The following is a 24,353-nucleotide window of genomic DNA, read 5'->3' on the forward strand; positions in this document are numbered from 1 at the left end:
CGGTTTACGGTTTTAGACGTAATGGACAAATTGAGTTTGGTCAAAGCGGAACTGGGTGTTGTAGACGCCATTATCAGCGCGCTCACCGGCACCAATCATCATAATGATATGGTGATCGTCGCTTAAATTTAATAAGCGTTTCATCGCAGGCTCATCAAAGCCGCCCATCGGACAGCTATCAAAACCGTGCGCGCGTAAAGCAAGCATGAGGTTTTCGGCTGCAAGAGCAGTATTGTTGGTGGCCCAGTTTTTGGTGTCTTCAAAGGTATAATAAGGTGATTTAATCGGACCCTTTACCCGTCTGACGACTTGCGTTGCACCCCATTTGGCCGCTGATATAACGTTGACCGGTCCGCGTAAGAAATCCATGGTCACAACTTTGTTGTAGTAATCTTTGACCTTTTTGGGCACTGGCGTATCCGGATATTCGCGTAAAATTTGCTTGGCGTGATCGTGCCAAACATCGGTACGCGCAACGACCGCAATCAAGCGCGCTGAGGTTTTCGCCGCATTTTGATTCATGCAGTTTTTTATCGCGCGTTTGCGTTTATCCGCATCATCAATCACATAAAATTCCCACGGCTGTAGATTGCTCGAGTTCGGCGCGAGCATGGCCAAACGCAGACAGTCAGCCAACACATCATCAGGTATCTTGGTGTCGGTAAAGCGACGCACAGATCGGCGTGATTCAACCACATCGCGAAAGGCTTGTAGCTGCGGGGTATGATCAGGCGTCGCAATAATGGTTTGCTTATTAGTATCTGGGGTCATATGAAAATCCATGCTGGGATTGAGTGCTTGGCTAAGTTTGTGTGTCGAGATACTTGAAGTGCGTGGTTAATATTCTTTGCTCAATGAGTACGGCCCAAAAATGAGCGGGCGATTGCAAATGCTAAATTAAGCCCTAAGGCTAAGTATGTTAAGAAAAAGCGCACAGATACCAGCTGACGCCAATATCTGTCATAACAAGTTGTGTTTTTAATATTAAAAATAGCGATAGCTTAATTAATTAGCGCCTATTAGCTTACTATTACAGCTCGTTTTCGTACTCATCAGCACTTAGCAAAGCTTCGTAGTCAGCGATATTGTCAGGCTTCATTTTAAAGAACCAACCTTCGCCGTATGGGTCAGAGTTGATGATTTCTGGATCATCTTCTAATGCTTCGTTGATGGCAACCACTTCGCCTGAAATAGGCGCGTAAACGTCAGAGGCCGCCTTTACAGACTCAACCACAGAGATTTCGTCATCAACCGCGATGATATCGCCAACGTCTGGTAATTCAACAAACACCACGTCACCGAGCAAGTCTTGAGCATGGTCAGTGATACCAACTGTAATCGTACCGTCGTCTTCTAGGCGCAGCCACTCGTGGCTAGCGATGTATTTTAGTTCTGCTGGGATGTTGCTCATGGTCTCTCTCCTAAATGATAGAGAATGGTTAATAAAAACAAGGGACGCTCATAATAAAAGGTAACAAGGATATCAGTCAAATTGCTGCTTGCCATTACGCACAAAGGGCAGCTTGACAACGCGGACGTCGACGAATTTACCCTTGCCGCGCAAATCGACCTGCACGCTATCGTCATCTGATAAGCTGGCAGGAACGCGGGCGATTGCAATTGAGTTTTTTAGGCTAGGGGAGAAAGTGCCACTGGTAATAAGACCCGTTTGTTCATTATCTGTGCCTTGATTGATGGTCACGGTCATGCCTTCACGCAACACACCACGCGTCGTCAATAGCAAACCGACTTGCTTCATGGCACTGTTGTCATCTTTCGCTTGTTGACGCTTATTTACTAAGGCTTCACGGCCGATAAAGTCGCGCTCGTCTTTTAGCGCCAGTGTCCAGCCCATGTTGCACTCGTAAGGGCTGGTTTCTTCATTCATATCATGACCATACAAGTTCATGCCCGCTTCCATACGCAAGGTATCACGCGCGCCAAGACCAGCAGGTTTGACGCCATTGGCTTTTAATTGCTCAAAAAATGCTGGTGCATCATCGCCATGCATGATCACTTCAACGCCGTCTTCGCCTGTATAGCCAGTACGCGCCACAAACCAATCTTTGCCTTCGATATCGGTTAAATCAGCACCAACGAAAGGCTTAAGGGCAGCCAGTGTATCTGCCCAACTCGGTTTGACTTGTGCCAGCTTTGCAACGGCATTCGGGCCTTGGACCGCGAGCATAGTCAAGTCATCACGTTCCGTTAGAGCAACCTCAAAATCTTCGGCAACTTTATTAAACTGTGCCATGTCTTTATCGCGGGTAGCCGCATTTGACACGATACGATATTCGCTCGCGTCTTCATTCATCAGATAAACGATTAAATCGTCAATGATACCGCCTTGCTCATTGAGCATCGGAGAGTAAAGTGCTTTACCAACGGTTTTTAATTTATCGACATCATTGGCAAGGAGCTTTTGCAACCATGCTTTGGCATCCGAGCCTTTAACATCAACAACGACCATATGCGAGACATCGAACATCCCGGCGTCGGTACGCACGGCTTCGTGTTCTTCGATTTGTGAACCATAATGGATTGGTAATTCCCAACCAGAGAAATCCACCAGTTTGCCGTCACTATCAAGGTGCGACTGGTAAAGGGGCGTGCGTTTAGGGGCGGAAGTGCTGGTATTTTGAGAACTGGTATTGTGAGTGTCGGTCATAACAAATCCTTATGGAACATCAGCAGCACTTGATAATCAGGTATAAAATATCAAAGTAGCAGGGCAGATGTGCATTATCATAGTAGTGAGTAGCAATCTTGCAGGGCGCAAGCAGTGCAACCAAGGGTCGTACAAAAAAATAGAACAATTAGCCAAACAGACGCCAAACGTCGGTTTAAGCAAAAGCCCTATCTGTCCTGTAACCTGAGATTTTCAACACGAACCATCATGGTGATTTTTTAAAGCAAAAGCCTTAAAAAGTCCAAGCAAATGATGTCGCATTTTCTCCCCTTCGGTGGGTAAGGCGTCGTCCGTCCTTACCGCTCTCCAGATTTGTTATGCCTTATGTTTTATTGCTATGCAGTTGCGATAGCAATAAAACAGTTGTGACATATGTTTTTCAGTCCTTTTACCTGAGCGATTGGCAGGGTGTATGCGCCTTCGGTGGTCATCAAGCAGTGATTAGCGCAGCTCGTAAATATAAGCTCACTTAATATCATGCCCAAGACTCTCTCCTGAAAAACGCTTTTATTATGAAAGGTTCAGGCTGTTTTTACAAGCCATCTGCCGCATTAAAGTCGATAATGTTGTTAAAAACAACTTTTTAGCAGCAGAGCTGACAAATTTATGAATAAATAGCATGTGTAAAAGGTCACTAAATAAGCGGACTTTACAGTGATTTACCATAGCAAAACGTAAAGCGACTACTGATTGCAGCCGCAAATATGCTAATCTATGGCGATAGTTTCTGATAGGTTGTTTTTATGCATTGCGATATTTATAAATTTCCCAAACACGACGATATGTATGTTTACATTGCGCGCCCTGACTATCCTGATGATACCGATGAGATTAAGGACTGGCTCGGTGTACTGCCAAAAGAGTTTCGGGCAAGTTTAGGACGTAGTCAGTTTGTTATGCATTTAGACTTGGCGAGCACGCCAAAATTGGCGCGCGTTGACAAAGAAGAAGTGCTGACAAAACTAAAGTCGCAAGGGTATTTTGTGCAGTTGCCGCCGCAAGATGTGATGCGCCGTCAAGCTGAGCTACGCGCCCGTGAAGCGCAGGATAATATCTACGATTAATAGATGTTTTAAAATTAAGAGACTTGGCCTAAATGCACTAAAAAAGCGACGAAACATTTGCGCTTATGCATTTTGCTAGCAAGTCGTGATAAACTAATCGCCATTAGACACGCATAATTAAGTGCAGTTGATGATTATGTATTTTGTCGCACTGTTAGTCTGACAAAACTTACCCTATACCGCTTGACGCTTTACGCGCCGCAGGTAATAAACGCAGGTAAAGAAACACGCATGGATTGGTTAAAAGGCATTATAGACAGCTTACCGATAGGCGCTATCAGTGATATCCTCGGTGAGATTACGATTTGGTGGGGGCAACTGGTCAAAGATGTGCCACCCGCAGACTTACCTATGTATGCGTATCTTGGCGGCGTCATTATCGTTTTGATACTCTGGTTGTTGGTTGCTCGTATTTTGCCGCGCCCGCTTGGTGGTATGAGTTGGATGATATTGTTTGCCGTCTTGCTCGCGCCTGGTACGGCGCTTGGTGATCCTAGTGTGATTGCGCCGGCGAGTATCAGTGTCGTTTATGCGATTATGATGAAAGATACGGCTGGCGCGATAGCCAATATGCTGCCGATTTTAGTGGTGTTGGTCGTGGGCTTGTTTGTGGGTTTTGTCTGGCAACTGATTCGCGGCGCGTTTGAGTCCAGCTTGGATAAAGCTCGCAGCCGTACGGCGGATGATGCGCAAGCGACTGCCCAATTGACTACTGGTAATTATTTAGCAGACGACGCGGGTTTATCAGAGTCGTTTGACCATTCAGCATTGTCGTCTAAACCTGAATTGGCTAGGACTGAATTAAGTAAGCCTAAAGCTGAGGTTAGCTTAAAAAAAGACCGCAAATAATAGATATGAGTAATAAAGCTTTTTGCTGTAGATATTTATTAGACAAAAGACACCCTGCGTGTCTTTTTTTATACTCATTTATCGGCTGTACAGCCAGTCAATGATAACTACGAACGCATGAGTACTTTGGCAATTAATGGCACTGTGCTAATCTAAATAATTAGGTATCTGCTAACGACTTTCTCTAAGCTTTCTACTATATTTAACGGATAACAATAACTGATTTTAATAACTTTTTCTAATAACTGAGAATGTATTATGAGCACGACTGATAAAACGAAAAAAAGCTTTACCGGTACGCAAAACTACATTGCTACCGATGATTTGCAGCTGGCCGTTAATGCGGCGATGACGCTACAAAAGCCGTTACTGATTAAAGGCGAGCCGGGCACTGGTAAAACTTTACTGGCTGAAGAAGTTGCTGAGAGCTTAGGGATGCCGCTGATTACGTGGCATATCAAATCAACCACCAAAGCTGAGCAGGGGCTGTATGAGTACGATGCCGTATCGCGCTTGCGTGATTCGCAATTGGGCGACGACAAGGTGTATGAGATTGGCAACTATATCAAGCCTGGTAAACTGTGGGAAGCCTTTACGAGCAGTGAGCGCAGTGTGTTATTGATTGATGAGATTGATAAGGCCGATATCGAGTTTCCAAACGACTTACTGCATGAGCTCGATAAAATGTCTTTCTACGTTTATGAAACGGGCGAGACCATCACTGCTGAGCAGCGTCCGGTGGTTATCATCACCTCAAATAATGAAAAAGAGCTGCCAGATGCGTTTTTGCGCCGCTGTTTCTTCCATTATATCGATTTCCCAGAAGAAGATACCATGCGCCGAATCATTGAGGTGCATTTCCCGAATATCCAAGAAAAACTCGTCAATGATGCGCTCGATATTTTTTATAAACTGCGTAATATTCAAGGGCTTAAAAAGCCACCATCAACGTCGGAATTGGTCGATTGGCTGACGCTATTATTGGCTGATGATATGGCACAAAACGAGCTGGAAGAAAACTTACGCGGGGAAAAGTCTATTCCGCCGCTATATGGCGCGCTGCTCAAAAACGAAGCCGATGTGAGTTTATTGCAGCGTTTTGCCAATATGATGCGTCGTTAAGCGATAGCTCGTTTGTCATAATTGACGCTAATGAAGCAGTCCAACTCGTAACTCTATCAGCCAATAAGTGATGCGACTTTTATGTTTATCAAATTGTTCTATACCCTGCGTACCTACGGCGTGCCGGTCAGTACGCGTGAGCTGCTTGACCTAAACGCGGCCTTAGATCAAGGGCTGATGATGCAGCCGCATCCTGAAAACCCAGAGCTATCTACTTTTGCCAGTCGCGAGGATATGTATCGACTGATTCGGCTTTGTATGGTCAAAGACGAGCGTCACTTTGATAAATTTGACCGTGCTATGGCAGATTATTTTGAGGGCGTCGATAGTCTTGATATGGATGAGCTGCTTGCAAAGTTGACGGATATTCCGAAAGAATGGCTAGATTTAAAGCTTGATCCAAAAAATCTGACCGAAGAGCAGCGGCGCTTGCTAAAAAAATACGGCTCATTAGAGGAGTTGATGAAAGCGCTAGAAGAGCGTCTTAAAGAGCAAAAAGAGCGTCATCAAGGTGGCAGTAAATGGGTCGGCACTGGCGGCACGTCACCATTTGGTGCCTATGGCGACCATCCAGAAGGCGTGCGCGTCGGCGGTGAGTCACGTAAACGCAGCGCTGCTAAAGTGTGGGAGCAGCGCAAATATCGCAATCTTGATGATGACAATCAGCTTGGCACGCGCCAAATCCAAATGGCACTGCGCAACTTGCGTCAGTTTGCCCGTACCGGCAGCGCCGATGAGCTAGATATTCACGAAACCATTAAGCGTACCGCCAAAAAAGGTGTGCTCGATATTCATATGCAAGCTGAGCGCCGCAACCGCGTCAAAGTGCTGATGCTATTTGATGTTGGTGGCAGTATGGATGTTCACGTCGAAGCATTGGAAAAGTTGTTTTCTGCGGCCAAAAACGAGTTTAAAACCTTAGAGTTTTTTTACTTTCATAACTGCTTATATGATTATGTTTGGAAAGACAATAATCGTCGCCACAGCGCTCCGATGCCGACTTATGAGCTGCTCAATACCTATGGTCGCGAATATCGGGTGATATTTGTCGGGGATGCGTCGATGTCGCCGTATGAGCTGATGACGGTTGGCGGTAGTGTAGAATATATGAATAATGAGGCGGGCATCGTCTGGCTAAAACGGGTACTGGCGCATTTTGATAAAGTCGCTTGGCTCAATCCTGAAAATCCTGCGTATTGGAATTACACCCAAACCATCGTTGAGATTAAAAAGCTCTTCGACAATAAAATGTATCCGATGACCTTGCATGGTGTGGAAGAGATGACCAATTATCTGGCGCGCTAAGGGACAGTTGTAAGAATCATTTACTTTATTTATTTTGTAAACACGCATAAAAATAGCCGTTATAAAATATAGCGGCTATTTTTTCATTTCTAATTTCTAATTTCTAATTTCTAATTTCTAATTTCTAATTTCTGTTTTTACTCTTGCTTTGCTAATTCTTTGTTTCTAATTTTTCGTTTCTATCAGCGCAATCATCACACCCATCTCTTTTTTATCATGCTTATCAATGGTCGGTGCGTAGAGTGCCGAAGCGATACCGCCATCTAAAAATAGGGCATTTGGGCAGCTTAATTCATCTTTAAACAAGGCGGCAAATTGATAAAAGCTCACCGGCGCCTCGCTATTGACAAATTGTATACTGCCATCACTGCAAACACCGGCGCCATTACGTAGCTTAAGCGAGCTGCTCTCAGGTTTAAACTGCGGGTGAATTTTATTATTGATGACTAGCATAGGACCTGATTGCGTCGCATACCAAGGCTGCGTATTGCCATTTTTGAGCTGGCTGTCTAGCGTTTTGCTTTCGGTAATCTGTACTTTGCCAGATTTATCCCACCACATGACGCCGTTGGGCAACAGATGAAAGTTGCCGCCGCCTTCTTTGATATTTAATGCGCGTCGCTCCCTACCTTCGATAACCGTATAGCCAATCGGCGCATAATTTTCATTATACATGCCAGCATTCATGGCAAAGTTAAGGGTTTGATTAGAGGGCAGCGCCGCTAGTAAAGCATCAAAAGTCAGTAGCGGCTGGTTGTTATCAGCATTGCTATCGCTCTGTTGCCAAAATAGCTGTAATGAATAACGCGTGTCGGTCAGCGCCTTTGCATCAATACGGCAAACGCTATAGGCAAAGGGCGTGTTTTGCGCCTGACATGACCAATTTTTGCCATCACTACTTATCGTGTCATGGTTATTATCTTCTGCTGGCTGGCAAGCGCTGATGCTTAATGCAACCAGCGCTGCCGCCAACAATGAGTAAGGAAACCTAAATATAGAACTTGGCATCGATGACTTATCTTTTTATAGGGTAACGTTAGATGGTCTAAAAAACGCCATAATTCTTAGTCGTCTAATGGCGGAATTTCGCGGAAAGTATTATTGACGTTACCAATTAACAGACCACCATCGATGAGATCTACCGAATCATCGGGGTGCTGGGTGGTTGGGGCATTGGTTTCTTTACCTTTATCACGCGAGTCTTTGTTATAAGCAATCAGCGCATCGTTATTGGCAAGGAAGCTATCAGGATTTGCCATCACCCACATTTGGTTAAAGACGTCGGCGCGAGCATTTTCCTCAAGCAGGGCGCCTTGGTCGGCAAAGTAAAAAAACTTCGATAACAGCTTAATCTGGCCATCGTCTAAACGGCGGGCGATATGATACGGCTGTAATTGGCTTGGATGCTGAAGACCAACCGCACCAACGATACTGGCAAGTGATTTTAGCGTATTTTTATGAAAACTTGCCACGCGCTCAGCTTTACTTGGTACATCAAGAGCTTTTTGGCGATACGGGTCTTGGGTAGCAACGCCAGTCGGGCAAGTGTTGGTATGACATGAGCGCGATTGGATACAACCAACGGCAAACATAAAGCCGCGCGCCGAGTTACACCAGTCAGCACCCAACGCAATCATACGCGCAATATCAAAGCCTGAGACGATTTTACCACTAACGCCAAGCTTAATCTTATCGCGAATACCTGCACCAACCAAAGTATTATGCACGAGCATAAAGCCTTCAACCATCGGCATACCGACGTTGTCCATAAATTCAACGGGCGCTGCACCTGTACCGCCTTCAGCGCCGTCAATGATGATAAAGTCAGGATAATTGTCCATCTCTATCATAGCTTTTACAATCGCCATAAACTGCCATGGCTGACCGACACACAGCTTAAAGCCGACTGGTTTACCGCCTGATAAATCACGTAGCTGCTGCCAAAAAGTCACCAACTCGCGCGGCGTGCTAAAGGCGCTGTGCGAAGAGGGCGACACACAGTCTTTACCCATCGGCACGTGGCGCGTATCCGCAATCTCTTGCGTGATTTTTTCTGCTGGCAGTACGCCACCTTGACCTGGTTTTGCACCTTGCGAGAGTTTAATCTCAATCATTTTTACTTGCGGATCGGTTGCCTGTTCGGCAAAGGACTGCGGATCAAAATTGCCAAGCTCATCACGGCAGCCAAAATAACCGGTGCCCAGCTCCCAGATTAAATCGCCACCAAACTTACGATGATAAGGGCTGATGGCGCCTTCGCCAGTATCATGAGTAAAGCCGCCCAATTTAGCGCCTTGATTAAGCGCCATAATGGCATTGGCCGATAAACTCCCAAAGCTCATCGCTGAGATATTAAATACCGACATATCATACGGCTGTTGACATCGCTCGCCGCCAACGATAATACGAAAGTCTTTATTTTCTAACGGTTGGCTGACCGCTGATTGCAAAAACCATTCTTTACCGTGCGCGTATAAATTATCAAGCGTACCAAAAGCATTGGTATCACTGACGTTTTTGGCTCGTTGATACACTAGCGCGCGCTGCTGGCGTGAAAACGGCACTTGTTCTTTGTCATTTTCTAATAAATACTGGCGAATTTCAGGGCGAAAATCTTCAAGCACATAGCGAATATGCCCTGCAACTGGATAGTTTCTTAAGATGGCATGCTTTGCCTGTATGACATCATAAATCCCCAAACCCACACCCAATCCGCCAAGAATAATCAGCCACCAATTCATCAATAACAGCCCTGCTATAAACAGCAGGGTTGCAGCGGCAAAAGTACTGTAGCGCAACATAACGCCAACTAAATAAGGAGAATCCTGTTTGGGTTTTGGGTTTAGATTGGTACGAGATTGGGGCATAACGATACTCAACAGTGTTACGTAAATAATAAAAACGCAATGATAAAAAACAAAATATCCATAACAAAATAACCATGTCATAAACATGGTTATTAAGAATGGATTAAATGCTTAAATTTATCGCGTACATCATACACATATGATATCACTGAGATGGTTTAATTGGGTAACAGAGTGCTAATGTTGCGCTCAAAATAACAATTTTTAGACGTAATCGGCTCTGATTGATTATTTCAAATGATTTTCTGCTGATGATTTGGCTACGAAGATAAGGAAAAGGCACTCAATGGCAATAACGAAAAGCATTAAAAATAAGATTGAAACCGACTGTCAGTGTCTGGTAGTAAGGTCTAAATAGTGCCTTGTGAGTTGTGACGGGTGCAGGGCATGAATGGTAAAAAAAGCGTTTGCCCGCAACGCGTAGCAGCCACTACAGTATGTTTTCAACCCCCTGCTGTGGCGGTTTGGGGTCTGACACTCGCCCAGTCGGTTCCAAAGGGGCAGTCTATCCGTTTATTATCGAATAGTATTGTTAAATAAATAAAACGGACAGAAAATTCTCATATCAATGGTTTAAAAATACTTATTCAACAAGGTCAATTTGCCAGTTATTGGCTTGAATGACGATATTAATCTTGCGTAGTTTCATCGCGATGTCGTCGGCTTGCTTTTGTAAACCGGCAACCGAAACCATGATATGCCATTTAATCTCGCGAGGGCTATAACGGTCAACCTCGGTATCAGTGGCTTCAATGGCCTCAATCAATAACTTATGGCGCATCTCTAAGGTATCACGTTCGATCAATAGTGTCAGCATCGATTGACCTTCATTGGTCTGAGCGACAGCGTTAGTTCGGTGAATACGTTCAATCAAAGCCGATAATTCAGTAATGACTTGACTGGCTTCAATCATCAGCGCGTTTGGGTCTTCGTTTGGCGCGTCGCCTTCTTGGACTTTGACATTGCTACGAATACGCCCTTTAATTTGGGCGAGCTTTTTTTGCATATCGCTACGGATGAGGAGGGCTTCGGCGAGTTTCATGGTTATTCTCTCTTATTTATTATAGGTTTTTAACTCTTACTTATTATTGATATCAAAAATTAATTTCATAATGAAGTTCAATTTGAAAAAGTTTAGAAGTATAATCAACATAATTCTAGCCCTATACTTTTTATAAGGAATGTAAATTGAAAAATATTTTTAGTTCATTTGTCATTTGTTCTGCACTGTTTTTATCAGCCTGTGGCGGTGATAGTGATAGCTCGTCAGATGCAAGTAATCAGGGTTTTATTGGTAATAAGACCTTGGTAAGTGGTAACAGGTATACCTGCTCTACTAGAGAAGCTTATAGTTTATGCGACGATGACAAAACCTGCACCGCTAACTGTAAGCTAATTGCTACCAATGCCAACCCAGCAAATCCTATTGATCCTTCTGTTACCAATCCTTGTGAAACAGAAGGTGTCAATGTATATGGTAAAAAGGGTAGCGCTTGTTTAATTCCTATTTCTAGCTTCAATAATAGCCAAGGCAAAAGATATAATTTAAATTGTTCAGCTAGTGGTGGAGCTAGTATAGGTGACAATATCAAAGCTGGCGGTAGCATTACTTTAAATGGCTACAAATTTAGTTGTCGTTAATCTGTCAGTTTGTAGCTCATAAAAAGGTGCAACCATTCTGTTGTGCCTTTTTTATACTTATCATTTGCGCTTAAGTAATTGTTTCTATGAAAAATACCGTCTTTACATTTTCTACTATTCTGTTCTCATTTTTGTTCGGTGTCTTTGTCACATATATTGCGATGAGTAAGCAACAAATGGATACTGCATTTACTAATAAAGCAATATATCAAGAAACGCAATTTAGTCAGTTAGCTGATAATTATGGCGATCAGAATGATATGGATATTGGTACATTACCGCAGAAAATAATTAATAAGAGCGATAGTAGTAAAATCATTCTTAATGATTACTCTGAGGAGCAAGCCAAAGCAATTATAAACAATATGCCTGATTATGCGCTTGAACAATATATAAATAAATTTATGACAGTTGATTCAATTGATGTTATTCAGGATAAAAGACGATTTGCAGAACGTGCTATTGAAGAGCTTTATAACCCAAACGATAATCAAAAACTAGTTGGCACTGCTAAAGTAAGTTTTGATTACTTTATGCCAGAAGTAAGTGCCGATACCAACCAAGTCACTAAGTTTGCGAAAATATACGCGCATCTTGATACCCGTGGTCAGGTACCTGCTGATAAATACGTCTTCGTCAAATGGATAAATAACCAAACGGGACAAGTTCTCTTGTTTGAAAAGAAAAACATCTCAGCAAGTAGTGATCATAATTGGGTAAGCTTTGTCCCGACTGATGGTTGGCAAGTAGGTAGTTACGATGTGCGCTTTTATCAGTTTGATTCAGATTTAAAACCTATCGCTCAAACGACTTACAATGTTTATGATGTGATCGATCTAAATTGAATTAGTTATTAAATGATAGATCTATAGTATTTTAATTGTATTAGATTTTTTTTATATGCCGAAAACTATATAGCACTTCTACCAAATCATTTTGTGCTCTCAACACATCATCGATACCTTTATACAGCGCTAAAAAATAAATAAATCCACTCAACTTTTCTAAACCCCACTGCCAACCCTTTCAGCCAACGCTTGCAATTTCGGCACAATCATCGCTGCATATTCTTCCGCTTGCCAATTGGCACTCGGCACACTAGCATTAAGCGAATATGCATACTGCCCAGTTGCGATGTCAAAGACGCCAACGGCAACTGCCAATATATCAGTAGAAAACTCCCCATCTGATACCGTATAGCCGTATTTTACATAGTGCTCTGTCGCCTCGCTTAACGCAGATTGTGCCCGGTCATACTCTTCTTTGGATAAATGCTCTTGTAGATTATTACGAATCACCGACTGTCTCGCTGGCGAGCTTACTGCATAAAAAGCGCGACCAATGGCAGTGCGGGCGACAGGTACGGCTGAGCCAACTTGCAGATTAACCGATAGGCGAGCAGGGCTACGACAACAAGCGTGATAGCGCATTTCTCCTTCGACTTCTGTTGCCAAATTCACCGATACTTCATTGCTACTAGCAAACTGTCGTAGCAACGGCTCAGCAGTTGCCACCATGTCATGCCGACTCCACGCGGTGGCACTTAATCGCACCGCGCTACTGCCCAGCTGATATTGTCCGTGCTCGGTTATACGTAAAAACCCAAGCGTCATCAAAGTATGAATAAGCCGAGTGATGGTGGCTTTTGGCAAGGCGGTCATCTGACACAATTGCTGATGACTAAGCTGCTCATGCTGCTCAAAGGCTGCCAATAAAGTCAGTCCACGCCCCAGAGCAGTAACAAACTGCCGGTCATTATCGTCCTTACTTTGCTCAAGAATAGTGGTCATTCGATCGAGTAGTGGCAGAGCTGCCGATACATTTTTTGTCATTTTATGCTCATTTTTTTTGATAAAGGTTTACAGCGCGGTAAAACTTTGCTTAAATAGATTTAAATTATGAAACTAAGTTTCGCATAGCGGAATTAACAAGTCAATCCATTATACAAACGATTTACTCATTAATCACTACTCGTCGGTCAGGAAGACTGATAACAAGGAGTTCCACATGGCAACATCTAAGTGTCCAAGTTTCGACTGGGAAGATCCGTTTTTATTACGCGACCAATTAACTGATGAAGAGCGCATGGTCACGGACAGCGCCCGTCAGTTTTTTCAAAAAGAGCTGATGCCTGGTATTTTAGAGGCCAATCGTCACGAGCACTTTGATCGCAATATCATGCGTCAAATGGGTGAGATGGGCCTGCTTGGTGTGACGATTGACGGTTATGGCTGTGCTGGTTTATCGAGTGTCGCTTATGGTCTGATTGCCAAGGAAGTTGAGGCGGTGGATTCAGGTTATCGTTCGGCGATGAGCGTGCAGTCGAGCTTGGTCATGCATCCTATTTGGGCGTATGGTACTGAAGAGCAAAGAGAGCGCTATCTGCCAAAGCTTGCCACTGGCGAATATGTCGGTTGCTTTGGTCTGACAGAACCAGATTCAGGCTCAGATCCGGCCTCAATGTCGACCCGTGCACGCGCAGTTGATGGCGGTTATGAGCTGACGGGCAATAAGATGTGGATTACCAACAGCCCTATCGCTGATGTGTTTGTCGTTTGGGCAAAAGACGACGCCGATGAGATTCGCGGCTTTATTTTAGATAAAGGTATGAAAGGCTTATCAGCGCCGAAGATTGAAGGTAAGTTTTCATTACGTGCTTCAGTTACCGGTGAGATTGTCATGGACAAGGTATTTGTCCCTGAGGCCAATGCTTTCCCAGATATTCGTGGTCTAAAAGGGCCATTTGGTTGCTTAAATAAAGCCCGTTATGGTATCGCATGGGGCGCAATGGGCGCGGCTGAATTTTGCTGGAAAGCGGCGCGTCAATACACACTAGACCGTAAGCAATTTGGTCGTCCACTTGCTGCAACCCAGCTTGTGCAATTGAAGCTTGCCAATATGCAGACGGAAATCGCTTTAGGTTTACAAGCGGCGTTACGTGTCGGTCGTCTGATGGATGAAGACAATGCCGCGCCTGAGATGATTTCACTCATTAAACGTAATAACTGCGGTAAGGCGCTTGATATCGCGCGTGTTGCGCGTGATATGCACGGCGGCAACGGTATCTCTGATGAGTTCCATATTATCCGCCACGTTATGAACTTAGAAGCGGTTAACACCTACGAAGGTACGCATGATATTCATGCGCTTATCCTAGGTCGTGCGCAGACGGGTATTCAAGCATTTTATTAATCGTTATTAGCTAATTACGTGCGCTACTGTTTGGCTTCCTATAAGCAGATTTTAAACAGTAGCGTACGTTTTTCAGTTGTTCTTCATCATTTAACTGCTTGGCAATTAAATCATGAAGAACAATTTTATCATCAAAAAATCAAAAAATACGCGACACAATAAGGGATTATTATGACGGATATGGCAAAAGGTGCATTGCACGGTATTAAGGTACTCGACTTATCGAGAGTATTGGCCGGTCCTTCTTGTACCCAAGTACTTGCCGACCTTGGCGCTGAAGTCATTAAAGTTGAGCGTCCTCATATCGGTGATGAAACGCGTCATTGGGCGCCGCCAAAATTCAGCGATGACACTTCTGCTTATTACGCCACCATTAACCGCAATAAAAAATCCCTCACTGTCGATATCACCACACCTGCCGGACAAACCATTATCAAACAGCTTGTCGCCGATAGCGATATCGTCGTTGAAAACTTTAAAGTTGGTGGTTTAAAAAAATACGGCTTAGATTATGACAGTTTAAAACAAGACAATCCGCGCCTTATTTACGCCTCATTGACGGGATTTGGTCAGACAGGGCCTGATGCCAAGCGTCCCGGTTATGACTATATTATTCAAGGTCTATCAGGGCTGATGAGCATCACCGGTCCAAGCGATGGCGAACCGCATAAGGTTGGTGTAGCAGTCGTTGATTTGTTTGCAGGGTTACAGCTGACCATTGGCATTCAAGCCGCTCTATTAGCGCGTCAGCATACCGGACTTGGGCAACATGTCGATGTGGCATTGCTTGATAGCGCGCTTGCGATGCTCGCTAACGTCGGCATGAACTATTTGGCATCAGATAAAGTCCCACCAAGACTAGGCAATCAGCATCCCAATATCGTGCCTTATCAAGTATTCGAGGCAAAAGGCGCGTCGCACTTTATCTTAGCCTGCGGTAATGACAGTCAGTTTGCCAAGCTTTGTAACGTATTGGGCGTTGATTGGAATACGGACGAACGCTTTATGACCAATCCACAGCGCGTTGCCAATCGTGAACTACTTTGTGATGAATTGACCAAGAAATTTGCCAAGCAACCGCGCAGCTATTGGTTAGAGGTTTTAGATAAAGCAGGTATTCCGTGCGGGGCGATTCATAATATTGCTGAGGCATTAGCGATGCCGCAAGCGCTGGCACGTGAGATGGTGGTTGATTTTGCTGCGCAAGGCAGCCCTGTTCGCGCACTAGGCAGCCCGATTAAGTTATCCGCCTCACCGGTTACTTATCGTACGCCGCCACCGCAATTGAGCGAACATACCGATAGTACGCTTGCTGATTTGGGCTATGACAGCGAGATGATCGCCAAGCTTAAAGCCGATGGAACTGTTTAATGCTCGTCCTTAAAACCCAAACGCTGCTCAATTTGCTCTGCCAATTCAATCAGTACCGCACTGACCTCAGCTCGCTTGGATTCATATTCTGCTTGTAAAAAGCTGACTGCCATACCTGCAATAGCATTGCCAGAAGCGTTACGAATATAAGTACCTAAGCAATACATACCTTCGCGCAGTTGCCCATCATCAAGTGAGATACGACTGTTTTTAATAGCCGTCAGCTCGGTGGATAAATCTGCAAAATTATCGACACCATATTGGGTAATAGGCGTAGGGAAACCGCTGGCATAGATGGATTTTATGCTGTCCATAGAAAAGGTGGAAAGCATGGCTTTACCAGTGGCAGAGAATACTGCCGGTACGCGCACACCAGCGCGAAAGGTAAAGCCAAGCGGCGCCGGCGCTTCATGACAAGCCAAAAACACCACTTCACCAAAATCGAGCTTGGATAAAGTCACCGTATGTTGAAGTAGAATAGGATACTGGACAATAAGGTCTTTGAATAACTGGATGACGCCTTGCTGCTGCTCATATTTGCCCGCCCAATACATCAAATACGAGCCCAAATGAAAGCGGCTGTCGCTGTCTTTATAGATGACATGTTTGGCTAATAAACTTTGCAAAATATTGTGGGTTGAGCTACGAGGCAGGTTAAGCGCTTTTGCAATATGCGCCGCCGTTAAAGGTTGGGCGCTGTCAGTTATTAAATCTAAAATCTGAAAAGTTTTGTCCAAAGCAGGAACGGCAGTGGTGCTCATAAGAAACCTATAAAAGACGATAAAATTAAGGGAGTAGCAAAATAAAATGATAAATCAGCACAAAATTGATAATAAAGGTTGCAAATAGGGGATTATCATTCTTATAATGATGTTTCATATATAGAATACATGTTCATTATATTGAACAAATAACAAGTTATCAATAATTATTTAAGTCATAACCTTTTATTTTCATTCCTATTTTTAGCTATTCGTTTATCACTATAAATCTGCAAACCTTATTTGCAAAATAACACTGACAAGGAGTGTCAACATGTCACAACAGTCAAATACGCTAACGCTAGCAAATCCAGACTTACTCAAACAGCAGTGCTTTATCAAAGACGGCTGGCATGATGCCAGTGATGCCGCGACTATCGACGTGAGCAATCCTTTTAACGGTAATGTCATCGGTAACGTGCCAAGCCTGACGACCGATGATGTCAATGACGCGGTTGCTGCTTCTCATGAGGCGCAAATCACGTGGGCGGCCAAAATAGCCAAAGAGCGTGCGGAACTACTGCAAAAGTGGGCCGACCTTATCGATGCCAATAAAGAAGATTTGGCCATCATTATGACCGCCGAGCAAGGCAAGCCTTTAACCGAATCACGCGGGGAAGTTGGTTATGCCAATAGCTTTATCCGCTGGTTTGCTGAAGAAGGTAAGCGCGTATACGGCGATGTTATCCCTGCCAATCAAACCCAATTGCGCCATGTCATCTTAAAACAGCCCGTCGGTGTTTGCGCGGCCATCACGCCTTGGAACTTTCCAGCAGCGATGATTACCCGTAAAGCAGCTCCTGCACTCGCGGCAGGCTGTACCATGATTATCAAACCTGCAACCGAAACGCCATTTTCTGCATTGGCATTAGCGGTATTGGCTGAGCAAGCCGGTATTCCAGCAGGCGTTATTCAAGTCGTCACGGGCAAATCGTCAACCATCGGCGATATCCTAACCGGCGATCCACGCATTCATAAGCTGTCATTTACTGGCTCTACCGAAGTCGGTCGTACCTTGATGGCACAGTGTGCCCCAACTATCAAAAAACTGTCATTAGAGCTCGGCGGCAACGCGCCATTTATCGTCTTTGATGATGCCGATCTTGAAAAAGCCGCTGAAGGCTTAATCGCTTCTAAATATCGTAACGCGGGTCAAACCTGTGTTTGCGCTAATCGTGTCTATGTACAAGACAGCATTAAAGATAAATTCCTCGACGTATTTGTGAAAAAAGTCGCTGAGCTTAATGTCGGTAATGGCATGGATGAAGGCGTGGATATTGGTCCTTTAATTAACAAAAAAGCGTTGGATAAAGTTCAAGCGCTGCTCAAAGACGCGCTAGATAAAGGCGCAACCCTTGTGACAGGCGGTAGCACCAACGGCGCATCAGAGCTGTCTTATAACCCAACGGTGATTACCGATATCAGTAGTGACATGGATATTGCCTCTGAGGAAATCTTTGGTCCTATCGCCACCATCTTTACCTTTAAAGATGAAGCCGACGTCATTCGCCAAGCCAACGATACCATTTATGGTTTGGCCGCTTACTTCTATAGTAGCAGTTATGCACGCTCATGGCGTGTCACTGAAGGTTTAGAGTACGGCATCATCGGTCATAATACTGGTCTTATTTCTACCGAAGTCGCACCATTTGGCGGCGTCAAGCAATCAGGCTTTGGCCGCGAAGGCTCAAAATACGGCATCGAAGAGTATGTCGTGACCAAATACTGGTGCTCTGATGTTAGTTAATAGTTAAAGCTAATGGTTAGCTGTTTTATATTTTAACCATTTGTTTTTATAGATTTTCACCTAGCATTTAACGGGATTCAGCAGCATGAATCCCAAATTTAGCCACGGCTTATTTTATAAACCGCCATACCATCATTGGCATCTACGTAAAGAAAAAAGAAAAGGATATTCTTATGACTACCAATCAATCATTACTTGCGCGCCGTAAAGCTGTTTTGCCAACAGGCCTTGGCATTGCCTTTCCTATTTTTGCCGAAAAAGCAAAAAACTCAGAAGTGTGGGATATCGAAGGCAATCGTTATATTGACTTTGTCGGCGGTATCTCAGTACTGAATACTGGTCACAGCCATCCAAAAATCACCCAGCGTGTGCACGAGCAGCTAGACAAATTTACCCATACTGCCGCGCAAATGGTTAACTATGAATGCTACGTCGAGCTTGCCGAAAAGCTTTGCGAAAAAGCGCCTATCAGCGGTCCGAAAAAAGCCTTGTTCTTGACTACGGGCGCAGAAGCGGTCGAAAACTGTATCAAAATTGCCCGTGCAAAAACCGGTCGTCCGGGTGTCATCTCTTTCGTTGGTGGTTGGCATGGTCGTACGCTAATGTGCATGAGCCTAACGGGTAAAGTATTGCCATACAAAAAGAACTTTGGTCCGATGCCAGGCCCTGTGTTCCATGCGTTATTCCCAGCAGAAGAGCTAAACGTTACCGAAGCGCAAGCATTGCATAGCCTTGAGATGATTTTCCAAGCGGACATCGATCCAAGTGAAGTGGCGGCGATGATTATTGAGCCCGTACAAGGCGAGGGCGGTTTCCATCAAGTGACACCATCGTTTGCCAAAGCGCTGCGCGAGATTTGCGATGAGCATGGTATCGTGCTGATTTTTGATGAAGTCCAGTGTGGTTTTGCTCGTACCGGTACCTTGTTTGCGTCTGAGCAATTGGGCGTTGAGCCGGATCTGATGACCAGTGCTAAAAGCTTAGCGGGTGGCTATCCTATTTCTGCCGTTATCGGTCGCGCTGATATCATGGACGCCCCGCAAGTCGGCGGTTTGGGCGGTACGTATTCTGGAAACCCATTGGCTTGTGTGGCTGCGCTTGCTGTCATGGAAGTGATTGAAGAAGAAGATTTACTTGCGCGCAGTATCGAGATTGGTGACAAAATCGAAGCATTTTTAAAAGATTTGAACCTAAGCAGCATCGGTCATATTCGCCATAAAGGCGCGATGTTAGCGTTTGAGCTAATCGACAACGATGGCAAGCCTGATGCGGCAGCGACTGCCAACCTAAAAGCCAAAGCTTTCGAGCAAGGATTGCTGCTTGCGTCTTGTGGTATGTTTGGCAACGCCATTCGTGTGATGGTGCCGCTCACAGTAGAGGACGAAGTGCTACAAGAAGGCCTTGATATTATCAAAGGTATTTTGACCGCTCAAGGCGTTAATTCAAAAAATGAAAGCTTAAGCTTAGGATAATGACAGTGCTGCTTTGAGTGGTAGTTTTACAACGGCGCCTTGCAAATCAAGACGCCGTTGCTGTCTCTGCTAAGCATTTTTTAAATACTAAACCTATCGCTCGATAGGCAGTAAAAGATAAAAAAGGGCAGCGCCCTATTACATAAAAATAGTGGGTATCAGTACCGTTAAAAAGGGCTGACACGGATGACACACGGACAAGGAGTAGGTTATGTCTGAGCTAAAAAAATCGCTAGGCATGTTTGATATTATTGCTTTAGCATTCGGTGCTATGGTCGGTTGGGGCTGGGTCGTTTTAGCAGGAGACTGGATTTTAGCGGCGGGCACATGGGGCGCGATGTTAGCGTTTATGATTGGTGGTCTGGCCGTTATCATGATTGGTGTTAACTATGCAGAGCTAGCGTCATCAATGCCAGTCACGGGCGGTGAGCATACCTATACCCACCGTGCGCTCGGGGTCACGGTTTCCTTTATTTGCTCTTGGAGTATTTTATTTGGTTACTTCTCGGTCGTTGCTTTTGAAGCAGTAGCGCTGCCGACGGTAGTTGAATATTTTATTCCCAATTATAACCAAGGCTATCTGTGGACGATAGCGGGCTGGGACGTTTATGCCACGTGGGTTGGCGTCGGTATGCTAGGCTCAATCATCGTCACTTGGCTTAATATTCGCGGCATGGAAGTCAGCGCTTGGTTCCAAAAAACAGCCGTACTCGGTATTTTATTTGTCGGTACGTTATTGTTTATTGGTGCGGTAATTTACAATCCTGCAAATTCAACCGCTGTGCAAGCGCCTGCCTTTATCGGTGGTATCGGCGGTATGATGACGGTGATTGTCATGGTGCCGTTTATGTTTGTTGGTTTTGACGTGATTCCGCAAGCGGCCGAAGAGATTGATCTGACCCGTCCTAATATCGGTAAGTTTTTGATTGTCTCTATTATTATTGCGGTGATGTGGTATGTCGGCGTGGCATGGAGTGTCGGTCGCACTTTGCCGCTCATTCAAGCACAAGGCTCAACCTTGGCGACCGCTGACGCGATGACCAATGCGTGGCATGGCAAATGGGCGGGTATTTTACTAGTCATTGGCGGTGTATTAGGCATTTTATCGAGTTGGAACGCGTTTTTAATCGGTGGCAGTCGCTTACTTTATGCCATGTCAAAAGCCCATATGTTGCCTGCATTTTTGGGTAAGCTACATCCGAAGTATAAGACGCCAAAAAACGCCATTTTATTGATTGGTGGTCTAGCGACGCTTGCGCCATTATTTGGTCGTAAGATGCTAGTATGGATTGTTGATGCTGGTGGTTTTGGTATCGTGATTGCTTATACCTGTGTCGCCATCTCTTTCTTAGTCTTGCGCTACCGTGAGCCAGATATGGTGCGCCCGTTTAGAGTGCCAGCGGGCAAATTGGTCGGTATGTTTACCATCGTACTGGGCATTGGCTTGCTCATCTTATATATGCCGGGTATGCCGTCAGCGCTCAGCGCTATCGAGTGGTGGATTTTCTTTGGTTGGACAGCGCTCGGTATCGGTCTTTATAGCTATGCCGTCGTCAAATATCCAGGCATCAGTGAAGCTATTATGGCAGAAGAGCTACGCGAGTTAAAAATCGTCAATCAGCTATGGTTGAAAGATAATCCGCCTAAATAAAAATAAGATTTGTTCAAAATAAAGAAAGCCTAGCGTAAGCGTTAGGCTTTCTTTACATATTCACAGCATCAATCTTATCAACCAATAATCTTGCACCAAACCGTTAGCGAGATTGGCATTTTATAACGGTTTATTATCTAACGCATCATTCTTTAAAGCGTGCTTATCTAAAGAGGCATTATCCAGTTTTTTATCCTTTAAAGTGATACTGTCTTTATATTGCACAACTTCTTTATCAGATTTCATAACCGCGTTATCTTGCGCTATTATTTTATCCTTTTTGAGAGTAATGGGTAGCGCAGGCTCTTGATTGACTAAACGATCAGAAAGTTTATCAAAAGGTTTTATCGTTGGTTTCAGACTTTTCTTAATTTTTTTAATCGCCGCTGCATCCGCCAGCGCTTGTTCTTCTGCAAGCGATTGGTCATATAACTCTTGATAGACGAGTAGGGTTTGTTCAATCATCTCACGCATGGTGAATTTATTGGTCATCTCAGGACGGGTGACACTCTCTAGCTGGTTGCGCACCGCTTTACAGAGCGCTTTGGCGTTGTATTTTTTGACCAATCCTTGCGGATAAAGTGGCTGTAGTATCTCGCTAAAGGCCGCTTGATCCCAGCCAATGACTGGCGTACCTAAGTGAATTGCTTGCAGGGCATTGATGCCAATCGATTCTGGCTCGTTGGCCAACGCCATGACGATATTGGCCGCCGACAGCCATTCGCGCATGTCATTACGTTTGCTGCCGACGTAAGTTATGCGCTCAGACAGTCCAAGCGTATTGCTGCGCTGGCGGAAATCTTCATGCGCCACATCACCTTCGCGGTAATCATCGTCCATAATAATGACGTGAATATTGGGAAATTGTTCTTGCAGATTACCCAAGATATCAATCAGCCATTCTTGCCCATATTCATTGCCAATAATAGTCGGAAAAACCAGCCATTTTTTATGTTCAAGTTCAGGGTATTCGGCGAACGTATGCCGCAGCCAATACACAGAAGGGTTGTGTCGATACGGATAGCGACGGGTATCGACACCGCGGTAGATGCGCTTAATAACTTTAGGTTCTAGCTCCTCACGGCGTAGGCCTTTTTTTAAATAATTGGTGACGCTATCGGAGACCGTGATGATGGTATCGACATCGAGCAGCGCTTGCGAGTACTTATTAATCGGATAAAAACCGTACATGGTCGAGACCAGTTTGGGACGACGCTTGAGGCGGGCGCGGCGCAAGGCCAAATGCAATATCCATGCAGGGGTGCGCGAATGCACATGAATGACATCAGGGTCATATTTTTCAATCAGGCGGCGCAGCGGGGCGACTTGTAGCAGCGACAGCCAAGATTTCTTATTCATATACAGTTGATGGTAAATATTACCATCGCGCTTTAGGCGTTTGACCAAGTCATTTTCTTCATCGGCGCTGGCGATAATGATAGACGTATGGCCATTTTTAACCAAAGCGCGACCCAGATGAAAAATGCCGCGCTCGGATTCATCATGCTTTAAGGACGACAGTAAGCGCATAACTTTCATAATAGCGTCGGTCACCAAATAAGATATCAAGCTGCTATTGTCAGTTAAAAGTACTGAAAACTCAACCACCAAGATAAAAAGATAAGGTCAAATTTGCCATACTTTTTTTAGCTGAGAGTAAGAGTTTTTTAGCTAAGAATAAGCATTTGGCAATAGGTATCGTTACTAAACTAGCGACGTTTTTGTAAATGCTCAGCATTTGGTAGCACTTGCTTTTCACTAAGATATTTCCAATAGCGCTGCGGCAGATATTGCTTATGTAGCCGTGGGTTTTTACGCTCCTTGATATTGACATTAGTAAAGTAGCCTTGCCAAAACTTTTGATAACGCTGTTCGTCCTTACTATGAATGCTGGCAGGATTACGCAGTACCGCATCATCTAGGTTAGTGATGGTTTGCAGGGCAGCAGGGCGCGACGGCGTGCTTTTACTTTTGTCATAATAAATACCATAGCCGCGCGCCACATCATAAATCGCCCAATGCTGGTCTTGGTAGCGCTGGCGAAAATGCTCACCAATCAATGGTAAGACATTAAAGTCAGGCTCAACGCGGGCAAAGTAGATATCGTCAGTGGTATGCTCAAAGCGCACAAAGGCTTCCATGCGATGTTTTTCACGGGCAACAGACTTGACGGTTTGTACCAATTCTAAAACATTTAGGTTACCCAAATCTTCCATAATATGGCGGCTAGGGTAGTCAATGGCGTATTTGATTACTTGAAATAAAGTGGTGCCGATATGAGCTTTTTCTGATAAAAATCCCCAGAGGATATTGCGCATACCTGAGCGACCTAAGAGTTTATGCAGCTTGGTTAGTACACGTTCGGCGTTGTCTGCATCCATTGCTACGCTTGTTGCCTGCGCAATCAACGATGGTATATAGCAGTCGTGAGCAATTAGTTGTAGGGATTCATCATCCTGTAACTTATTGGCATAGACATAAAATACTGCGCTGAGCCAACCTTCAAAACTGGGCTCATAAAGCACAATACTAGGCGTTAAATGACCGACAATGTAATCGTGACTTTGCATCAGCTGTGACATTTATGTTCCTATTTAAAATAGTAGCAATTAAAACCATGCC

General features: G+C 44.6%; 21 protein-coding genes and 2 riboswitches. Of the genes, 11 read left to right on the forward strand and 10 right to left on the reverse strand.

The genetic code is table 11. The features are described 5' to 3' along the window. Nucleotides 1–12 precede the first annotated feature (12 nt). From RAH45_RS04445 to gcvT, 3 genes are all read right to left on the reverse strand, one after another. Nucleotides 13–771: a nitroreductase family protein gene (locus RAH45_RS04445; protein WP_286796989.1), complete on the reverse strand. Its 759-nt coding sequence runs from the start codon at nucleotides 769–771 to the stop codon at nucleotides 13–15. A gap of 259 nt (nucleotides 772–1,030) precedes the next feature. Then, complete coding sequence (gcvH, locus tag RAH45_RS04450) at nucleotides 1,031–1,411, reverse strand: glycine cleavage system protein GcvH (protein WP_068404068.1); 381 nt, start codon at nucleotides 1,409–1,411, stop codon at nucleotides 1,031–1,033. A gap of 72 nt (nucleotides 1,412–1,483) precedes the next feature. Continuing rightward, nucleotides 1,484–2,668, reverse strand: a complete 1,185-nt coding sequence (gene gcvT / locus RAH45_RS04455) for a glycine cleavage system aminomethyltransferase GcvT (RefSeq protein WP_306495591.1) — start codon at nucleotides 2,666–2,668, stop codon at nucleotides 1,484–1,486. 182 nt (nucleotides 2,669–2,850) lie between these two features. Beyond that, a riboswitch (glycine riboswitch) is annotated at nucleotides 2,851–3,009 on the reverse strand. A 50-nt stretch (nucleotides 3,010–3,059) separates the two neighbouring features. After that, a riboswitch (glycine riboswitch) is annotated at nucleotides 3,060–3,196 on the reverse strand. Nucleotides 3,197–3,432: 236 nt separating this feature from the next. Here gcvT and RAH45_RS04460 point away from each other — a divergent pair. From RAH45_RS04460 to RAH45_RS04475, 4 genes are all read left to right on the forward strand, one after another. After that, the gene (locus tag RAH45_RS04460; RefSeq protein WP_102076631.1) at nucleotides 3,433–3,753 is read left to right on the forward strand and encodes a YcgL domain-containing protein; all 321 of its coding nucleotides are present in this window, start codon (nucleotides 3,433–3,435) and stop codon (nucleotides 3,751–3,753) included. Between the two features lie 231 nt (nucleotides 3,754–3,984). Then, nucleotides 3,985–4,602: a hypothetical protein gene (locus RAH45_RS04465; RefSeq protein WP_144297109.1), complete on the forward strand. Its 618-nt coding sequence runs from the start codon at nucleotides 3,985–3,987 to the stop codon at nucleotides 4,600–4,602. Between the two features lie 258 nt (nucleotides 4,603–4,860). Continuing rightward, complete coding sequence (locus tag RAH45_RS04470) at nucleotides 4,861–5,724, forward strand: AAA family ATPase (RefSeq protein WP_144297108.1); 864 nt, start codon at nucleotides 4,861–4,863, stop codon at nucleotides 5,722–5,724. An 81-nt stretch (nucleotides 5,725–5,805) separates the two neighbouring features. Then, entirely contained in the window at nucleotides 5,806–7,029 is a 1,224-nt protein-coding gene (locus RAH45_RS04475) for a vWA domain-containing protein (protein ID WP_288726240.1), read from the forward strand. A 165-nt stretch (nucleotides 7,030–7,194) separates the two neighbouring features. Here RAH45_RS04475 and RAH45_RS04480 read toward each other — a convergent pair whose 3' ends face one another. From RAH45_RS04480 to RAH45_RS04490, 3 genes are all read right to left on the reverse strand, one after another. Then, complete coding sequence (locus RAH45_RS04480) at nucleotides 7,195–8,037, reverse strand: phosphodiester glycosidase family protein (protein WP_306495592.1); 843 nt, start codon at nucleotides 8,035–8,037, stop codon at nucleotides 7,195–7,197. A gap of 56 nt (nucleotides 8,038–8,093) precedes the next feature. Further along, on the reverse strand, nucleotides 8,094–9,896 hold the full coding sequence (locus RAH45_RS04485) for an FMN-binding glutamate synthase family protein (RefSeq protein ID WP_102076647.1): 1,803 nt from the start codon (nucleotides 9,894–9,896) through the stop codon (nucleotides 8,094–8,096). Between the two features lie 583 nt (nucleotides 9,897–10,479). After that, nucleotides 10,480–10,938 (reverse strand): DIP1984 family protein, encoded by a 459-nt coding sequence (locus tag RAH45_RS04490; RefSeq protein WP_102076625.1) that lies wholly within the window; start codon nucleotides 10,936–10,938, stop codon nucleotides 10,480–10,482. Between the two features lie 146 nt (nucleotides 10,939–11,084). On the opposite strand from RAH45_RS04490, the gene RAH45_RS04495 reads away from it, so the two are divergent. Both RAH45_RS04495 and RAH45_RS04500 read left to right on the forward strand, forming a co-directional pair. Beyond that, nucleotides 11,085–11,537 (forward strand): hypothetical protein, encoded by a 453-nt coding sequence (locus tag RAH45_RS04495; protein WP_144297103.1) that lies wholly within the window; start codon nucleotides 11,085–11,087, stop codon nucleotides 11,535–11,537. A gap of 86 nt (nucleotides 11,538–11,623) precedes the next feature. Further along, nucleotides 11,624–12,382: a hypothetical protein gene (locus RAH45_RS04500; RefSeq protein ID WP_144297102.1), complete on the forward strand. Its 759-nt coding sequence runs from the start codon at nucleotides 11,624–11,626 to the stop codon at nucleotides 12,380–12,382. A gap of 159 nt (nucleotides 12,383–12,541) precedes the next feature. Here RAH45_RS04500 and RAH45_RS04505 read toward each other — a convergent pair whose 3' ends face one another. Then, nucleotides 12,542–13,369, reverse strand: coding sequence for an IclR family transcriptional regulator (locus RAH45_RS04505; protein ID WP_306495593.1), 828 nt, complete (start codon nucleotides 13,367–13,369; stop codon nucleotides 12,542–12,544). Nucleotides 13,370–13,544: 175 nt separating this feature from the next. Here RAH45_RS04505 and RAH45_RS04510 point away from each other — a divergent pair, with 175 nt between their 5' ends. Then, complete coding sequence (locus RAH45_RS04510; RefSeq protein WP_306495594.1) at nucleotides 13,545–14,729, forward strand: acyl-CoA dehydrogenase; 1,185 nt, start codon at nucleotides 13,545–13,547, stop codon at nucleotides 14,727–14,729. A gap of 171 nt (nucleotides 14,730–14,900) precedes the next feature. Beyond that, entirely contained in the window at nucleotides 14,901–16,100 is a 1,200-nt protein-coding gene (locus RAH45_RS04515; protein ID WP_306495595.1) for a CaiB/BaiF CoA transferase family protein, read from the forward strand. Here RAH45_RS04515 and RAH45_RS04520 read toward each other — a convergent pair. Beyond that, nucleotides 16,097–16,861 (reverse strand): IclR family transcriptional regulator, encoded by a 765-nt coding sequence (locus RAH45_RS04520; protein WP_193030813.1) that lies wholly within the window; start codon nucleotides 16,859–16,861, stop codon nucleotides 16,097–16,099. The genes RAH45_RS04515 and RAH45_RS04520 overlap by 4 nt on opposite strands. Nucleotides 16,862–17,135: 274 nt before the next feature. On the opposite strand from RAH45_RS04520, the gene RAH45_RS04525 reads away from it, so the two are divergent. The 3 genes from RAH45_RS04525 (at nucleotide 17,136) to RAH45_RS04535 (ending at nucleotide 21,731) form a co-directional block, all read left to right on the forward strand. Continuing rightward, nucleotides 17,136–18,608, forward strand: a complete 1,473-nt coding sequence (locus RAH45_RS04525; protein WP_306495596.1) for an NAD-dependent succinate-semialdehyde dehydrogenase — start codon at nucleotides 17,136–17,138, stop codon at nucleotides 18,606–18,608. 173 nt (nucleotides 18,609–18,781) lie between these two features. Continuing rightward, complete coding sequence (gene gabT, locus RAH45_RS04530) at nucleotides 18,782–20,080, forward strand: 4-aminobutyrate--2-oxoglutarate transaminase (protein WP_306495597.1); 1,299 nt, start codon at nucleotides 18,782–18,784, stop codon at nucleotides 20,078–20,080. Between the two features lie 211 nt (nucleotides 20,081–20,291). Continuing rightward, complete coding sequence (locus tag RAH45_RS04535) at nucleotides 20,292–21,731, forward strand: APC family permease (RefSeq protein WP_193030807.1); 1,440 nt, start codon at nucleotides 20,292–20,294, stop codon at nucleotides 21,729–21,731. Between the two features lie 120 nt (nucleotides 21,732–21,851). On the opposite strand, the gene RAH45_RS04540 is transcribed toward RAH45_RS04535, so the two are convergent. Both RAH45_RS04540 and RAH45_RS04545 read right to left on the reverse strand, forming a co-directional pair. Next, nucleotides 21,852–23,270 carry a glycosyltransferase gene (locus tag RAH45_RS04540; protein WP_306495598.1) on the reverse strand — a complete coding sequence of 473 codons (1,419 nt, stop codon included), beginning with the start codon at nucleotides 23,268–23,270 and terminating at the stop codon, nucleotides 21,852–21,854. Nucleotides 23,271–23,440: 170 nt separating this feature from the next. After that, nucleotides 23,441–24,313, reverse strand: a complete 873-nt coding sequence (locus RAH45_RS04545; protein ID WP_306495599.1) for a TIGR03915 family putative DNA repair protein — start codon at nucleotides 24,311–24,313, stop codon at nucleotides 23,441–23,443. Nucleotides 24,314–24,353 lie beyond the last annotated feature (40 nt).

The organism is Psychrobacter sp. van23A (genome assembly GCF_030845275.1).
Taxonomy (GTDB): domain Bacteria; phylum Pseudomonadota; class Gammaproteobacteria; order Pseudomonadales; family Moraxellaceae; genus Psychrobacter; species Psychrobacter faecalis.

What these genes read in the sequence shown, in the direction of transcription:
- RAH45_RS04445 (WP_286796989.1), bottom strand. Translation starts at nt 771, where the DNA reads ATGACCCCAGATACTAATAAGCAAACCATTATTGCGACGCCTGATCAT.
- gcvH (WP_068404068.1), bottom strand. Translation starts at nt 1,411, where the DNA reads ATGAGCAACATCCCAGCAGAACTAAAATACATCGCTAGCCACGAGTGG.
- gcvT (WP_306495591.1), bottom strand. Translation starts at nt 2,668, where the DNA reads ATGACCGACACTCACAATACCAGTTCTCAAAATACCAGCACTTCCGCC.
- RAH45_RS04460 (WP_102076631.1), top strand. Translation starts at nt 3,433, where the DNA reads ATGCATTGCGATATTTATAAATTTCCCAAACACGACGATATGTATGTT.
- RAH45_RS04465 (WP_144297109.1), top strand. Translation starts at nt 3,985, where the DNA reads ATGGATTGGTTAAAAGGCATTATAGACAGCTTACCGATAGGCGCTATC.
- RAH45_RS04470 (WP_144297108.1), top strand. Translation starts at nt 4,861, where the DNA reads ATGAGCACGACTGATAAAACGAAAAAAAGCTTTACCGGTACGCAAAAC.
- RAH45_RS04475 (WP_288726240.1), top strand. Translation starts at nt 5,806, where the DNA reads ATGTTTATCAAATTGTTCTATACCCTGCGTACCTACGGCGTGCCGGTC.
- RAH45_RS04480 (WP_306495592.1), bottom strand. Translation starts at nt 8,037, where the DNA reads ATGCCAAGTTCTATATTTAGGTTTCCTTACTCATTGTTGGCGGCAGCG.
- RAH45_RS04485 (WP_102076647.1), bottom strand. Translation starts at nt 9,896, where the DNA reads ATGCCCCAATCTCGTACCAATCTAAACCCAAAACCCAAACAGGATTCT.
- RAH45_RS04490 (WP_102076625.1), bottom strand. Translation starts at nt 10,938, where the DNA reads ATGAAACTCGCCGAAGCCCTCCTCATCCGTAGCGATATGCAAAAAAAG.
- RAH45_RS04500 (WP_144297102.1), top strand. Translation starts at nt 11,624, where the DNA reads ATGAAAAATACCGTCTTTACATTTTCTACTATTCTGTTCTCATTTTTG.
- RAH45_RS04505 (WP_306495593.1), bottom strand. Translation starts at nt 13,369, where the DNA reads ATGACAAAAAATGTATCGGCAGCTCTGCCACTACTCGATCGAATGACC.
- RAH45_RS04510 (WP_306495594.1), top strand. Translation starts at nt 13,545, where the DNA reads ATGGCAACATCTAAGTGTCCAAGTTTCGACTGGGAAGATCCGTTTTTA.
- RAH45_RS04515 (WP_306495595.1), top strand. Translation starts at nt 14,901, where the DNA reads ATGACGGATATGGCAAAAGGTGCATTGCACGGTATTAAGGTACTCGAC.
- RAH45_RS04520 (WP_193030813.1), bottom strand. Translation starts at nt 16,861, where the DNA reads ATGAGCACCACTGCCGTTCCTGCTTTGGACAAAACTTTTCAGATTTTA.
- RAH45_RS04525 (WP_306495596.1), top strand. Translation starts at nt 17,136, where the DNA reads ATGTCACAACAGTCAAATACGCTAACGCTAGCAAATCCAGACTTACTC.
- gabT (WP_306495597.1), top strand. Translation starts at nt 18,782, where the DNA reads ATGACTACCAATCAATCATTACTTGCGCGCCGTAAAGCTGTTTTGCCA.
- RAH45_RS04535 (WP_193030807.1), top strand. Translation starts at nt 20,292, where the DNA reads ATGTCTGAGCTAAAAAAATCGCTAGGCATGTTTGATATTATTGCTTTA.
- RAH45_RS04540 (WP_306495598.1), bottom strand. Translation starts at nt 23,270, where the DNA reads ATGAAAGTTATGCGCTTACTGTCGTCCTTAAAGCATGATGAATCCGAG.
- RAH45_RS04545 (WP_306495599.1), bottom strand. Translation starts at nt 24,313, where the DNA reads ATGTCACAGCTGATGCAAAGTCACGATTACATTGTCGGTCATTTAACG.